General features: G+C 63.7%; 14 protein-coding genes. 7 read left to right on the top strand and 7 right to left on the bottom strand.

All coding sequences use genetic code 11. The features are described 5' to 3' along the window. Nucleotides 1–15 precede the first annotated feature (15 nt). On the bottom strand, nt 16–1269 hold the full coding sequence (locus tag J5474_RS18120) for a DNA polymerase IV (RefSeq protein WP_209362670.1): 1254 nt from the start codon (nt 1267–1269) through the stop codon (nt 16–18). Nucleotides 1270–1368: 99 nt separating this feature from the next. Here J5474_RS18120 and J5474_RS18125 point away from each other — a divergent pair, with 99 nt between their 5' ends. Genes J5474_RS18125 through J5474_RS18135 form a run of 3 tightly spaced genes read left to right on the top strand, consistent with a single transcriptional unit; the run spans nt 1369 to nt 2937 of the window. Further along, complete coding sequence (locus J5474_RS18125) at nt 1369–2265, top strand: SPFH domain-containing protein (protein WP_209362671.1); 897 nt, start codon at nt 1369–1371, stop codon at nt 2263–2265. Further along, nucleotides 2262–2525 (top strand): NfeD family protein, encoded by a 264-nt coding sequence (locus J5474_RS18130; protein WP_209362672.1) that lies wholly within the window; start codon nt 2262–2264, stop codon nt 2523–2525. The genes J5474_RS18125 and J5474_RS18130 overlap by 4 nt, the downstream gene beginning before the upstream one ends. Then, nucleotides 2518–2937: an NUDIX domain-containing protein gene (locus tag J5474_RS18135; RefSeq protein WP_209362673.1), complete on the top strand. Its 420-nt coding sequence runs from the start codon at nt 2518–2520 to the stop codon at nt 2935–2937. Before J5474_RS18130 ends, J5474_RS18135 begins: the two co-directional genes overlap by 8 nt. 299 nt (nt 2938–3236) lie before the next feature. Here J5474_RS18135 and J5474_RS18140 read toward each other — a convergent pair whose 3' ends face one another. Together J5474_RS18140 and pyrF are read right to left on the bottom strand one after the other, a co-directional pair. Continuing rightward, nucleotides 3237–3512 carry a hypothetical protein gene (locus J5474_RS18140; RefSeq protein WP_209362674.1) on the bottom strand — a complete coding sequence of 92 codons (276 nt, stop codon included), beginning with the start codon at nt 3510–3512 and terminating at the stop codon, nt 3237–3239. A 398-nt stretch (nt 3513–3910) separates the two neighbouring features. After that, nucleotides 3911–4645 (bottom strand): orotidine-5'-phosphate decarboxylase, encoded by a 735-nt coding sequence (gene pyrF / locus J5474_RS18145; RefSeq protein ID WP_209362675.1) that lies wholly within the window; start codon nt 4643–4645, stop codon nt 3911–3913. A 396-nt stretch (nt 4646–5041) separates the two neighbouring features. Here pyrF and clpB point away from each other — a divergent pair, with 396 nt between their 5' ends. Next, nucleotides 5042–7654 (top strand): ATP-dependent chaperone ClpB, encoded by a 2613-nt coding sequence (clpB, locus tag J5474_RS18150; RefSeq protein ID WP_209362677.1) that lies wholly within the window; start codon nt 5042–5044, stop codon nt 7652–7654. A 168-nt stretch (nt 7655–7822) separates the two neighbouring features. Here clpB and J5474_RS18155 read toward each other — a convergent pair whose 3' ends face one another. The 3 genes from J5474_RS18155 to J5474_RS18165 form a co-directional block, all read right to left on the bottom strand. After that, nucleotides 7823–8584, bottom strand: a complete 762-nt coding sequence (locus J5474_RS18155) for a hypothetical protein (RefSeq protein WP_209362679.1) — start codon at nt 8582–8584, stop codon at nt 7823–7825. Between the two features lie 160 nt (nt 8585–8744). Further along, the gene (locus J5474_RS18160) at nt 8745–9614 is read right to left on the bottom strand and encodes a ParB/RepB/Spo0J family partition protein (protein ID WP_209362681.1); all 870 of its coding nucleotides are present in this window, start codon (nt 9612–9614) and stop codon (nt 8745–8747) included. A 129-nt stretch (nt 9615–9743) separates the two neighbouring features. Next, nucleotides 9744–10196 carry a DUF302 domain-containing protein gene (locus tag J5474_RS18165; RefSeq protein ID WP_209362683.1) on the bottom strand — a complete coding sequence of 151 codons (453 nt, stop codon included), beginning with the start codon at nt 10194–10196 and terminating at the stop codon, nt 9744–9746. A gap of 124 nt (nt 10197–10320) precedes the next feature. Between J5474_RS18165 and J5474_RS18170 the strand changes: the two genes are divergently transcribed. The 3 genes from J5474_RS18170 to msrQ all read left to right on the top strand — a co-directional run bounded on the left by J5474_RS18170 (nt 10321) and on the right by msrQ (nt 13560). Continuing rightward, the gene (locus J5474_RS18170; RefSeq protein ID WP_209362685.1) at nt 10321–11886 is read left to right on the top strand and encodes an FMN-binding glutamate synthase family protein; all 1566 of its coding nucleotides are present in this window, start codon (nt 10321–10323) and stop codon (nt 11884–11886) included. 160 nt (nt 11887–12046) lie between these two features. Further along, a complete protein-coding gene (gene msrP / locus J5474_RS18175) occupies nt 12047–12946 on the top strand; it encodes a protein-methionine-sulfoxide reductase catalytic subunit MsrP (protein WP_209362687.1) in 900 nt (299 codons plus the stop codon). Continuing rightward, the gene (msrQ, locus tag J5474_RS18180) at nt 12946–13560 is read left to right on the top strand and encodes a protein-methionine-sulfoxide reductase heme-binding subunit MsrQ (RefSeq protein ID WP_209362689.1); all 615 of its coding nucleotides are present in this window, start codon (nt 12946–12948) and stop codon (nt 13558–13560) included. Before msrP ends, msrQ begins: the two co-directional genes overlap by 1 nt. 73 nt (nt 13561–13633) lie before the next feature. On the opposite strand, the gene J5474_RS18185 is transcribed toward msrQ, so the two are convergent. After that, on the bottom strand, nt 13634–13891 hold a 258-nt coding region (locus J5474_RS18185; RefSeq protein WP_209362691.1), incomplete at its 5' end, for a hypothetical protein.

Consider the following 13891-nt stretch of genomic DNA (forward strand, 5'->3'; position numbering starts at 1 on the left):
CTGATGGCCGTAGGGTCAGCGCAGGGCGCGACCCTTGAGAATGGCGTCATTGCCAAAGCGCGCGCGGATCTCGTCCGCCGCGCGCTCGGCCTTTGCCCGCGTCGCCGCGTGCGGATCCAGAAGGTCGGGCAGCCGGTCCGCCATGGACGCGGGCACAAGGTCCGACAGACCGACACCAATGAGCCGCCAGGGCCCCGGCTCCGGCACCTGATCGAAAAGACCACGCGCCGCGCGGTACAACGTGTCTGCCATCTGAGTCGCGTCGGGCAGGGTCATGCGCCGCGACATGAGCGTGAAATTCGCCCGCCGCAGCTTCAGGGTCACGGTCCGGCCTGCCATGCCCTTCGCCTTGGCACGGTCTGTGGTCTTCTCCGACAGTCGCCAGAGGTGGCCGTCCAGCAGATCCCTGTCGCCGGTGTCCTCGTCGAATGTCGTCTCGTTGGAGATCGATTTGACCGGGGCATTGCGGGTCACGCGGCGACGGTCCTCGCCCCGTGCGAGGTGGAACAACCGCTCCCCCATGGACCCGAAACGCTGCACCAGATCGCGTTTTTCCCAGCGCAGCAGGTCTTCGAAGGTGCGGATGCCTGCGCGATCCAGCGCGGCCTGCCCCGCATCGCCCACACCCCACAAAAGGCGCACGGGTTTCGGCCGCAGAAAGGCCGGCGTCTCGGCCTGACCGATCACGGCAAAGCCACGCGGCTTGTCGAGGTCAGAGGCGATCTTGGCCAGAAACTTGTTGTGCGACAGACCGATGGAGCCGGTAACGCCGATTTCCTCCTGCATCCGTTTCACCAGCCGGGCCAGCATGACGGCAGGCGGCGCCCCGTGCAGCCGCGCAGTACCGGTCAGGTCAAGGAAGGCTTCGTCGAGCGAGAGCGGTTCGATCGCCGGAGTGAGTTCCTCCATCAACGCGCGGATCTGGCCACTGACCTGCGCATAGACCGCGCCGCGCGGCTTGATGACCACGGCATCGGGGCAAAGCTGCAGCGCGCGATACATCGGCATGGCGGATCGCACGCCCCGGATGCGTGCGATGTAGCAGGCGGTCGACACCACCCCGCGCCGCCCGCCGCCAATTATGACGGGCTTTGCCGCCAGTTCCGGGTTGTCGCGTTTTTCGACGGAAGCATAGAAGGCGTCGCAATCCATATGCGCTATGGAGAGGTCGAAGAGTTCGGGGTGCGACAGCACTCTGGGCCGCCCGCAGGCGGGGCAGCGCGATCCGGTTTCGAACGGTGTCAGGCAATCGCGGCACAGGCTGGGCATAGCACCAGAATATCGTGTCTGCGGGGCATCGACAATCTGGTGCCGCGAGCACGGAGCGCTTACCTTTGCTGACAGATATTTGATCGAAAGGCGTAGCGGATGCCCATTGAAACCATTGTTGCCGAACTGCTCGGGGGGAACATCGTCCTGCTGCTGCTGGCGGCGTTCATTCTCCTTTGCATCTTTCTCGGCGTGCGCATCGTGCCGCAGTCGGAAAAACACGTGGTCGAACGCTTTGGCCGCCTGAGGGCGGTGCTGGGGCCGGGGATCAATTTCATCATCCCCTTCCTTGATAAGGTAGCGCACAAGATCTCTGTTCTGGAGCGGCAACTGCCCACGGCATCGCAGGACGCCATCACCATGGACAACGTGCTGGTCGAGGTGGAGACGTCGGTCTTCTACCGTATTCTCGAACCGGAAAAGACGGTTTATCGTATTCGCGACGTCGACGCGGCGATCGCCACCACGGTTGCCGGAATCGTGCGGGCCGAAATCGGCAAGATGGAGCTGGACGAGGTGCAGTCCAATCGCTCCCGGCTGATCACGGAGATCAAGACCAGCGTGGAGGATGCGGTTGACAACTGGGGGATCGAAGTGACACGGGCGGAGATCCTCGACGTGAACCTCGATCAGGCGACCCGCGACGCGATGTTGCAGCAATTGAACGCGGAACGCGCCCGCCGCGCGCAGGTTACAGAGGCCGAGGGCAAACGTCGCGCGGTGGAGCTTGCCGCCGACGCGCAGCTTTATGCGGCAAAGCAGGAAGCGGAGGCGCGCCGCATCACGGCAGATGCGGAGGCCTACGCCAATGAGGTCGTCGCCAAGGTTATCCGCGAGAACGGCGTTGAAGCGGCGCAATATGAGGTCGCGCTGAAGCAGGTCGACGCCCTGCGCCGGATGGCGGAGAAGGGCGGCACCCAGACCGTCGTGCTGCCGGCGAACGCTGTCGATGCCTTTGCCGACGCTTTCCGGTTCTTCAAGGGAGGCAAGTCATGACCTGGGAAACGTGGTGGCTGTGGATCGCCTTCGGGGTGCTTCTGCTGATCGTGGAAGTGCTCGCCCCCGGCTTCGTGGCGCTGGGGCTGGCAATCGGAGCCTTTGCCGTGGGGCTGATGTTGCTGATAACCGGCCTGTCTCTTCCGATGGCGCTGCTGATCTGGGCGACGGTCTCTGCCGTGGCCTGGGTGGCGATCCGCAGACTGGCTGGTGAACGCAAGGGGCAGGTCAAGATCTGGGAAACGGATATAAATGAATGAACCCTTTCGCGGAGCAAAGCTGATGCTCTTTGCGGGGCGGCAGCTGCTGGTGCTGCGGCGTGACCGGATCGCGGAGATCGACTGGCCGGGGTATCTGGATTTCCCCGGCGGGCTGCGCGAGCCGGGCGAGACGCCGGAGGTCTGCGTCCTGCGCGAAACCCGCGAGGAGCTGGGCCTTGCTCTGGAACCTGCGGGACTGACAGTGGCGCACCGGCGGGAAGGGCCGAAGGGGATCGAGTGGTTCTTTGCCCTGCACGGCCCCGCGCGGTTGGCAGAGGCGGTCGTTATGGGGGACGAGGGCGAAAGCTGGCTGGCCATGCCGCCCAACGACTTTGTCGCGGCGGAGGACGCCATCCCGCACTTCCGCAGAATTCTTCGCGACTATTTGTTCGGGCTTGGCGTGGCCGGGTAATAAAAATCCGGCAGGCGGACCCAAACAAGAAAAAACCGGGGCCGCCAGTAATCGGCGGACCCCGGTCAGTGAATCCGGGCCTCGGGGGACAGTAGAGGACCCGGACGGGCAGGCTCATACAGGTGCATGAGCTGCAGGCAGATTTCCCCGTAGGGGGGCGGAGCCTGGGCAGAAGAGGCATCCGGCCATGGTCACGGTCCGAGGGACAGCGGACCGCAGTATCGTCCATGGTGGGTGAGCAGTCCCGCCGGACGAATTCGTGTGTTTCGGTTCTCGGTCAGAACGGCGAAGGGCGAAACCTATGCAGCATGGGACATTGCCGCGCCCGTGCTTCGTGGCGGCAGGGCCGGACGGCGCATGAGCCGTGATTTCAAGGCGGATGCGTCGCTCAACGAGATCAGGGCGTTGTTCAGCAGGCCACGGGAAGCGGCCTCGAAATCGGCTGTCATGGGGGCGGCGAACTCGCTCGCCACGTTCACTCGGCCCGCCGGAGTGTGAAGGGTGACCAATGCTTCGAAGCACTGCTCGACAGCATTGTAGCGGACGTCATGAATGCGCGGTGTCATGTCACTCATGCCTCAATTCCTTTCTGTCCAGGGACCCTCACCGGGCCGTTCTGATGCATTAACGTAACAACTTGTGGAAAAGTTTCATGGGTTATGCGGTACGGGTTTCACATTCAAATTCCGCGCTTTGGCGGAAATCAGCGCGACGCTAGGCGGATTTGCACCTGAAGTTATCCACACACGCTGACGTGACGTTTCGGGCTGTTGCAGGATCAGACGCCGCCCCCATATGGGGCCGTCTTCACGGTTTGTTTGGCGCAACGACCGCCCGTATGTATGCCGGGACGCCGATCGTGGCGGCACGGTCTGCATTCGAGGGCTGCCCTGGCCGCGCCAGCGCATGCAGTACGCGTGAACTGGACGGCGGGCAGTATCCGTAAGAGGAAGAACCCTTTCGCCGGAGCTTCTCAGCCGTTCGGGGTCCGGGCCTGTGGCGACCGCATTTCGGCCACGATTGCGGACGCAGCGGCGCGGGGATCGTTCGCGCGATGGACCGGGCGGCCCACAACGATATGATTCGCGCCATCCCGGATCGCCTGAGCCGGCGTCGCGATACGCTTCTGGTCGCCTTTGTCGGCACCGACCGGACGGACGCCGGGGGTGACGATCAGTCGGCCTTCGGCGGAGGGCAGGGCCCGGATCAACGCAGCCTCGTTCGGGGAGGCGATGACGCCATCCGCCCCGGCTTCGAAGGCGCGGCCCGCGCGCTCAGCCACCAGATCGGGGATGTCGCCGTCCTTGTACATGGCGGCGTCGAGGTCGCTGCGATCCAGTGAGGTCAGGATCGTGACGGCGAGGATCTTCATACCCGAACCGGAGGCCCCTTCCTTAGCGGCGCGGATAACGTACGGGTCGCCGTGTACCGTCAGGAAATCGAGGTCGTATTGCGCGATGCCACGCACCGCCGCCTCGATTGTGGCGCCGATATCGAAGAGCTTCATGTCGAGGAAGATGCGCTTGCCGTGTTCGTGCTTCAACTCATTGGCCAGCGCGAGGCCGCCGCCCGTGAGCATTCCGAGACCGATCTTGTAGAACGAAACGCTGTCGCCCAGCTTCGACACAAGGTCCAGCCCGTCCAGAACGTTCGGTACGTCGAGGGCAACGATAAGGCGGTCGTCCGAACGGGTCATGGCTTCGGTCATGCGAGGCTCCTTTTGACCACATGTGACCGGAGGAGCCGCGCAGGTCAAGCGTGCCGCAGATCCGGTCACTGGACGCCGGGCGCGGCCTGTATCGCCGGTCGTCCGGCCCGCGGCGCGCCTGCCGCAGGGTCTTGCGCTGGCAAGAGAGGTCGGATTCGATGCCCACAAGATACATCTTCAACCGTCTCGAAAAGCCCCGTTTTTTCGACTCGGGGACTGCCCTGTCCCTTACCTTGGGGGGCGGTATAGGGACGGTGCACGCCATGCGTTGCATTTTCGCAACATGGCGCTTGAACAGGGCCGCGCACGCTCCCATCTTGAAACCGAGGCCCGAGGGGGCCGCGTGCCGCGGATGCGGGCGTGGTCGTAGAGGGGCGCTTGACAAGGAGACAGCACATGAACTTGGAGAAGTTCACCGACCGCGCGCGGGGTTTCATTCAGGCCGCGCAGACCATTGCCATGCGGGAAAGCCATCAGAAGCTTGCCCCCGAGCATCTTCTCAAAGCGTTGATGGACGACGAGCAAGGGCTTGCGTCGAACCTGATCACGGCATCCGGCGGCCTGCCGCAACGCGTCGTGCAGGTGCTGGACACGAAGCTGGCGAAGATTCCGAAAGTGTCGGGCGACGCTGGGCAGGTTTACCTCGATTCCGCCACCGGCAAGGTGCTGGACGAGGCCGAAAAACTTGCAAAGAAGGCCAGCGACAGCTTCGTTCCGGTGGAGCGGATGCTCATGGCGCTGGCCATGGTCAAGTCCCCCGCGAAGGAAGCGCTGGACGCGGCCAAAGTCACCGCACAGGGGCTGAACACCGCGATCAACGACGTCCGCAAGGGCCGCACGGCGGATAGCGCCAGTGCGGAGGACGCCTACGAAGCGCTGAAGAAATACACGCTGGATCTGACTGAGCGTGCCCGCGAGGGCAAGATCGACCCGATCATTGGCCGGGACGAGGAAATCCGTCGTGCCATGCAGGTCCTCAGCCGCCGGACCAAGAACAACCCCGTGCTGATCGGTGAACCGGGCGTGGGTAAGACCGCGATTGCCGAGGGTCTCGCCCTGCGCATCGTCAATGGCGACGTGCCGGAGAGCCTGCACAACAAGCGGCTGCTCAGCCTCGACATGGGCGCGCTGATCGCCGGTGCGAAGTACCGCGGCGAGTTCGAGGAGCGGCTGAAGTCGATCCTGTCGGAGGTCACCTCCGCGGCGGGCGAGATCATTCTCTTCATCGACGAGATGCACACGCTGGTCGGCGCTGGCAAGGCCGACGGCGCGATGGATGCCTCGAACCTTCTGAAACCGGCGCTGGCGCGCGGCGAACTGCACTGCGTCGGTGCGACCACGCTGGAGGAATACCGCAAGCACGTCGAAAAGGACGCGGCGCTGGCGCGGCGTTTCCAGCCGGTCTTTGTGCAGGAGCCGACAGTGGAGGACACGATCTCCATCCTGCGCGGCATCAAGGAAAAGTACGAACTGCACCACGGCGTGCGGATCTCCGACTCCGCTCTTGTGGCGGCGGCGACGCTGTCGCATCGCTACATCACCGACCGTTTCCTGCCGGACAAGGCCATCGATCTGATGGACGAGGCCGCCTCGCGCCTGCGGATGGAGGTGGATTCGAAGCCCGAGGAACTGGATGCGCTCGACCGCGACATCCTGCAGAAGCAGATCGAGGTCGAGGCGCTGAAGCTGGAGGACGACCAGGCTTCGAAGGACCGGCTGGAAAAGCTGGAGAAGGACCTGTCCGACCTGCAGGAGAAATCCGACGCCATGACGGCGCAATGGCAGGCGGAACGCGACAAGCTGGCCTCCGCACGCGACCTGAAGGAGCAGTTGGACCATGTCCGGGCCGAACTGGAGATCGTGAAGCGCGAGGGCAACTTCGCCCGCGCCGGTGAGCTTCAGTACGGCAAGATCCCGGAACTGGAGAAGAAGCTGGCCGAGGCCGAGGGCGCCGACGAGATGATGGTCGAAGAGGCCGTGCGCCCGGACCAGATCGCGAGCGTGGTCGAGCGGTGGACCGGCATTCCGGCGGGCAAGATGCTTGAGGGCGAGCGCGACAAGCTCCTGGGCATGGAGGCGAACCTGCACCGTCGGGTCGTCGGCCAGAACCAGGCGGTGACAGCGGTGGCGAATGCCGTCCGGCGGGCGCGCGCCGGTCTGAACGACGAGAACCGGCCCTTGGGTTCGTTCCTGTTCCTCGGGCCAACGGGTGTCGGCAAGACCGAGCTGACGAAGACCGTGGCGGAGTTCCTTTTTGACGACGACAGCGCGATGGTGCGCATCGACATGTCGGAGTTCATGGAAAAGCACGCGGTTTCGCGGCTGATCGGTGCGCCTCCGGGCTACGTGGGCTACGACGAGGGCGGCGTCCTGACAGAGGCCGTGCGGCGGCGCCCCTATCAGGTGGTGCTGTTCGACGAGGTCGAAAAAGCGCACCCGGACGTGTTCAACGTGCTGCTGCAAGTGCTCGACGATGGCGTGCTGACCGATGGCCAGGGACGGACCGTGGACTTCAAGCAGACGCTGATCGTGCTGACCTCGAACCTTGGCAGTCAGGCCCTGTCGCAGCTTCCGGATGGGGGCGACAGCGCGCAGGCCCGGCGCGACGTGATGGATGCGGTGCGGGCGCACTTCCGCCCCGAGTTCCTGAACCGACTGGACGAGACGATCATCTTCGACCGGCTCAAACGCGAGGATATGGGCGGCATCGTGGACATCCAGATGTCCCGCCTTCTGAAGCGGCTGGCGGCGCGGAAGATCCGGCTCGAACTGGACGAGGCGGCCAAGACCTGGCTGGCGGAGGAAGGCTACGATCCGGTCTTCGGGGCACGGCCTCTGAAGCGGGTGATCCAGCGGGCGCTTCAGGATCCGCTGGCAGAGATGCTGCTCTCGGGCGATGTTTCGGACGGGGACGTGGTGCCGGTCACTGCGGGGACCGACGGACTCCTGATCGGGGATCGGGTGGGCGCCACGAACCGGCCCAAGCCGGACGATGCCGTGGTCCACTGACCGGGGCCCCGGATGAAGGCTTGGACAAAGGCGGGGGAAACCCCGCCTTTTTCATGTGTCCCATGCTGGGACGGATAAGGCCTTCAGGGATTCCAAGGAGTTAGGGTTGGGGTGTTTAGAGCCAATTAAGCTTTTCCGGAAGGACGGTCCGACGGAGGATGTCAGGGATCACAATCGGAGATCGATGGCGGCATCTAGAACTTCTTTTATAAAGCCGCTTTTTACAATGTATGCATCGGACCTGCCAGCGCGCACGGTAGTACCCGCAAAATAAGCGCGACGCGCGCCCTCGGATTCTTGAACGACGAAGTTCGGTCCACCGCTAAGCCCATCTGGTAAGAAACCAAAATCGGTGATCGGTTTGAGGTGGATTAGTGTTTCGTCCGAAGGCTGGCTGGCTGGGAGAAGAGTTGTCGCCCGCAGACATAATCCAATGTGATTGTTTTCATCAATATCATATTTCTGCTCGCCGAAAGGGTATCCGTAATTCAGTATCGCAACTACTTGGTCATTCCGTACAGTGGCCGGGATTTCAGTAAACTTAAAAAATCTTCGTTTCAGTGCTTCGTGATCGCGACATGCGTCGCTGAAGTTGAATGCAATAATGTCCTCCAAATCTTGCTGCATGCCTGCCGCGCATTTTGGAGGAACAGTATATCCCGACGATGTGACCGCGAACGCTCCGTCCTCAGTCAGTAAGCTGATATCTTCCGGATTCACTCCGCTTATCTGATGCTGTGTGCAAATGACGAAGTATTCGTCGCGGTAAAATATCGGCGTACCCGAACCGCGCAGTGAGACTTTGTAGGTTTCATCGTGTGTCCAGAAAATTAGGTTAATGCTGTAGCGGCCCAGAAAACGCTGCAAGTCTCGCGCGAGGACAAAAAGTCCGTTTACAGAGACTGCGGTGTCAGAAGTGCTCGGGAGCAATTTTCAGTCCTTAATCTTGCGAAGAGGGAGGCTGGGCGTCGCAGTCGATATATACCGTAGTGCCGTTTCCGTGTCTGTAATGCCTTTCCCTGGCCTCCCCGCCAGTATGTTGTAGGGCCAAATATCTCGGTGCTGCGGGAGAGCGCTGGATATCTTTCGTTTACTCCCTCACCCCCACCATCCGCTCCACCAGTTCAAAGATGTCGTCGACGAGGCCGGGGCTGCGCGCGAGTTTGCCGGTTATGTGGATGGCGTAGCCGCCGCGGGTGAGTTCGCGGCGCAGTGTCAGGCCGGTGCGGGGCTGGATCATGCGGCGGGGCGAGCGGGCGGAGATCGGGGCTTCCTCCGCGCTGAAGCCTTCGGCTAGGATCGGCGCGATGGCGGCCCATTGCGTCGCCAGCGAGGCCTTGCGACCCAAGGGCAGGAGAGCGGCGTGGATGAGGTCGCCGAATCCCAGCCGCAGCGCTGTGGCGAGGTGTTCGATGCGGGCGACGGAGAGGGTTTCGGCCTCGTTCAGGCAACCGTCGAATTCGGATACCACCAGCACGATGGAGCGCAGGCGGGCGCGTTTCTGACGCGAGGCGGAGGGGAAGAGGCTGTCGAGGGCGGCATCTTCGGTCGGGTAGAAGCCTTCGCACAGGACGCGGTTGAGGAGGCGGCCCTTTTCCCAGGCGGAGATCTGCTCGCGCATTTCGTTCTCCGCCACCATGGCGGCGAGGGCCGTGGCGTGGTCCCCGGGGCGGCGCAGGAAGGCAGCGATGGTATCGTGGCCGAGCGCCTCGCAGGCCGACAGGCGGCGGTAGCCGGAGATCAGGCCGTAGCGGAAGGACCCCTTGGGGTCGGCGCGTTGGAAGACCTCGATGGGCATGCGCAGGCCCTGCGTGAGGATGGAACATTCGAGGTCGTAGCGCGAGGGGTCTTCGGTGGTGCGGTCGCGGGGCAGGGCGTTGCGGTCGATTTCCGCAATCGCGATCTGGCGGATCTGATCGGTCTGGGTGGTTCCGGTCGTCTCGGATGTTTCATGTATCATGGCGGCCTCCGGTTGCGGGGAGGCGGCAGTGTAGGCGCCCGCGCGGGGTGTTGCGCGGGCGCGGTTTCAGCGTGCGGTGCGGTAACGTTCCGGCAGGCCCGCCGGTGCGATGGTGGATAGCCCGGCGCGTCAGTCCAGGCCGATAGCGGCGCGGGCGATATCGTCCAGCATGGTTTCCACCTTCTTCATGGCGCCCTCGGGGTAGGTTCGGAAGCCGATGGTGGTGGTGTCGGGCGTGTCGGCCCGGACCATGACGAAGATGTCATAGGGGCAGAAGACGAGGTTGAGGGGGTCGTCCTCCATCACCTCGCGGCTGACCTGCGCCGAGCAGAAGCTGTAGACGTCGGCCTGAAGGAAGAGATCCATTGTCCCGCCGACGTCTTCTTTGGTGCGGGCGAGCATTTCGCCGGTGTGGCTGATGTGATCCACCACCAGGCCGGCGTCGAGGATGGTGTTTTCCAGCCCGAAGACCACGTCTTCGAAGGATTGGTCGGTGTCGTAGGCGATGATGTCGGGGCGCGGGTTGTCCGCATGGGCGGCGGTCGCCGCCAGTAGCGCCAGCGCGGTGAAGAGTTTCTTCATGGGTCCTCCCGTAGATTGCCCGTGTCCTGCGCAGGCAGGGGTGCCAACGCGGTGCGATGATGGCAATGTAGTGTGGATACCACGTCTGACACTGCTGTGCATCCAGACATTCCCGGAGGTGAATATGGAATTCGTGATGGCCGTATTACAGTACCTTGCGCTGCTGTTCGTGCTGGCCAGCGGGCTGGGCGTGCTGGCGATCGCCGCGATGTTCTGGCTGGACACACGGCAGACCAGCGACGCGATCCGTCGGAACTACCCGGTAATCGGGCGATTTCGCGGGTTGTTCACCGAATTGGGGGAGTTTTTCCGCCAGTATTTCTTTGCCATGGACCGGGAGGAGATGCCGTTCAACCGGGCGCAGCGCAACTGGGTCTACCGCGCAGCGGAGAACAAGTCGAACACGGTAGCCTTTGGGTCGACCCGGAACCTGAACATCCCCGGCACGCCGATCTTCATGAACGCGGTGTTTCCGCCGCTTGACGATCAGTTCGCCACGACGGAGCCGATGGTGATCGGCCCGCATTGCCGCGAGCCCTATGTGGCGCCGTCGATCTTCAACATCTCCGGCATGAGCTACGGCGCCCTTTCGAAACCCGCGATACAGGCGCTGGCGCGCGGCGCGGGGAAGGCGGGGATCTGGCTCAACACCGGCGAGGGGGGGCTGGCGCCCTACCACCTGGAGGGGAACTGCGACATCGTCTACCAGATCGGCACGGCGAAGTTCGGCGTTCGCGACGAGGCGGGCAACCTGAGTGACGACAAGCTGCGGCAGATGGCGGCGGACCCGCGCATCCGCATGTTCGAGATCAAGCTGAGCCAGGGCGCGAAACCGGGCAAGGGCGGCATCCTTCCGGCGGCGAAGATCGACGAGGAGGTGGCGCGGATTCGCGGCGTGCCGAGGGGGCAGGACGCGATTTCCCCGAACCGGCACCGGGAAGTGGACGATTTCGACGATCTTCTGGATCTGATCGGCCACATCCGTGAGGTGACCGGCAAGCCCGTGGGCTTCAAGACCTGCATCGGATCGGCGGATCCTTGGTTCGACTTCTTCAAGCGGGTGAAGGAGCGGGGGGGCGAATGCGCGCCGGATTTCATCGCGGTGGATGGCGGGGAGGGCGGCACCGGCGCCGCGCCCATGCCGCTGATCGACCTCGTCGGGATGCCGCTGCGCGATGCGTTGATCCGGATGGTCGACCTGCGTGATCTCGCCGGCCTGCACGACCGCATCCGCATCATCGCGGCGGGCAAGCTGGTGGCGCCGGCGGACGTGGCCTGGGCGATCTGCATGGGGGCGGATTTCGTCTGTGCGGGGCGCGGCTTCATGTTCTCGCTGGGCTGCATCCAGGCGCTGAAGTGCAACAAGAACACCTGCCCGACCGGAATCACGACGCATATCCCGTCGCTGCAGAAGGGTCTGGTGGTCGAGGAAAAGGACAAGCGCGTCGCGGCCTACGCCAAGGCTGTGATCCATGAGGTGGAGATGATCGCCCATTCGGTCGGCGTGGCGGAACCGCGGCAGATGCGCCGCCGCCATGTGCGGGTGGTGACGGACAGCGGTGCCACCCGGCAGATGAACGAAATCCACCCGTCGGTGCACCTTGGCCTGACGGGGATGGCCCGGGCACGCGGGCACAAGCAATTCGAAGAGGCGCTGAAGCGGCTCCAGATCGAGGGGGAGGAACTGTAGCGCGGGTTGGCGCGGACAGTGCGGCCCTACGGCCGAAATCGTCCCCCGCGCCTCTGAGCGAATGTTTCAGTCCCATGGCGGCAACGTGAGACAGTGTTTGTTGGGGGCGCGCGCGGCGTGACGTATCTTGACTTGCAGCAAACACCGCAAGGAGACCGCCATGAGCCGCCGCTGGAACAACGACCTGACACCGGGGGACGTGACCGCCGAGACGCTGTTCCTGAACCGCCGTCAGCTGATGACGGGCGCCGGGGCGCTGGGCATTGCCGGGGGGCTGGCCGCGCCCGCGCGGGCCGAGGAACTGGAGCCGAACAGCTTCGAGGACATCACCAACTACTGCAATTACTACGAATTCGGCACCGGCAAGGACGATCCGGCCAAATACGCCGACGCCCTGACGACCGAGCCGTGGACCGTCCAGATCGACGGGCTGGTGGAGAAGCCGGGTGACTACGCCCTGACCGATCTGGTAGGCCAGATGGACCTGGAGGAGCGGATCTACCGGTTCCGCTGTGTGGAGGCCTGGTCGATGGTGGTGCCCTGGCAGGGCTTCGAACTGGCCGACCTGCTGGACATGGTCGGCGTAGAACCCGAAGCGCGATACGTCGCATTCGAAACCGCGCTGCGCCCGGAGGAGATGCCCGGCGTGCGTTACCCGGTTCTGGAGTGGCCCTACGTCGAAGGTCTGCGGCTGGACGAGGCGCGCCATCCGCTGACCATCTTGGCGACGGGGCTGTATGGCAAGCCATTGCCGAACCAGAACGGCGCGCCGATCCGGTTGGTGGTGCCGTGGAAATACGGTTTCAAATCGATCAAGTCGGTGGTCCGGATCACCCTGACCGACACGCAGCCCCCGACAGCGTGGAACAAGGCGAATCCGCGCGAATACGGCTTCTTTTCAAACGTGAACCCGACGGTCGACCATCCCCGCTGGAGCCAGGCAACAGAACGGCGGCTGGGCGGAGGTCTGTTTTCCCGCCGCCAGGACACGCTGATGTTCAACGGCTACGAAGAGGTCGCCGCACTGTATGATGGCATGGACCTGGCAAAGGACTTCTGATGGCGTTGCTGGATCTTTCCGCTCTCAATCCGCATTTGCGGCGCGTGCCGGCCTGGCTTGTCTATGGCGTGCTGGCGCTGCCTGCGCCGTGGCTGCTGTACCTCGGGGTGACTGGCGGGCTTGGGGTCGAGCCGATCAAGGCGCTGGAGCACGAACTGGGCATCTGGGCGCTGTGGCTGCTGATCGCGGGGCTGACGGTGACCCCGCTGCGCCGTCACGCGGGGGTCAACCTGCTGAAGTTCCGCCGCGCGCTGGGGCTGATGGCATTCTACTATGTCGCGCTGCACCTCGCGACGTGGCTGCTGCTGGACGTGCAGATCCTGTCCCAGATCTGGGCGGATATCGTGAAGCGCCCCTATATAACCGTGGGAATGGCGGGTTTCTTGTTGATGCTGCCGCTGGTGGCGACTTCGAACAGCCGCGCGATCCGGGCACTGGGGCCGCGCTGGCGTGCGCTGCACAGGCTGACCTACGGGGTAGCGCTTCTGGGGGCGCTGCACTTCGTAATGCTGCGCAAAGGCCTGCAGGTGGAGCCGCTGCTCTATATGTGCGCGGTCGCCGGGCTCCTGTTGCTGCGGTTGCCGGGGCGGCGGCGGGTTCAGCGGTTTGCATAAGGGATGGGCGGCCGACGGGCCGCCCTCTTTGAGTCGGCTCACCGGTTGGATTTTACGACCGATTCCCACGCCGCTATTCGACAATGTGGATTGTTTCGGGGGTAAACCGGTGGAAAGTCGGTCCAGGCGCGAACGTTCCCGGACCGTGGTCGCTCAAGCCCCCCGATATCGCCGGGATTTCACCGGTGGGGCGTAAAAAATCTAGATATTTTTCAAATGGTTGCGTCGTTTGCGCAGAAAAAGTGGCGTTTCTGGAAGAAATCGCTTGCGCCTTTTGTTTGGTGGTCGTAGATACGCCTTCACCGGCGGCGCTGAGGTGCTGTTCGGGGCG

Origin of the sequence: Sagittula salina, from assembly GCF_017813235.1 — a bacterium.
In the GTDB taxonomy this organism is placed as follows: Bacteria; Pseudomonadota; Alphaproteobacteria; order Rhodobacterales; family Rhodobacteraceae; genus Sagittula; species Sagittula salina.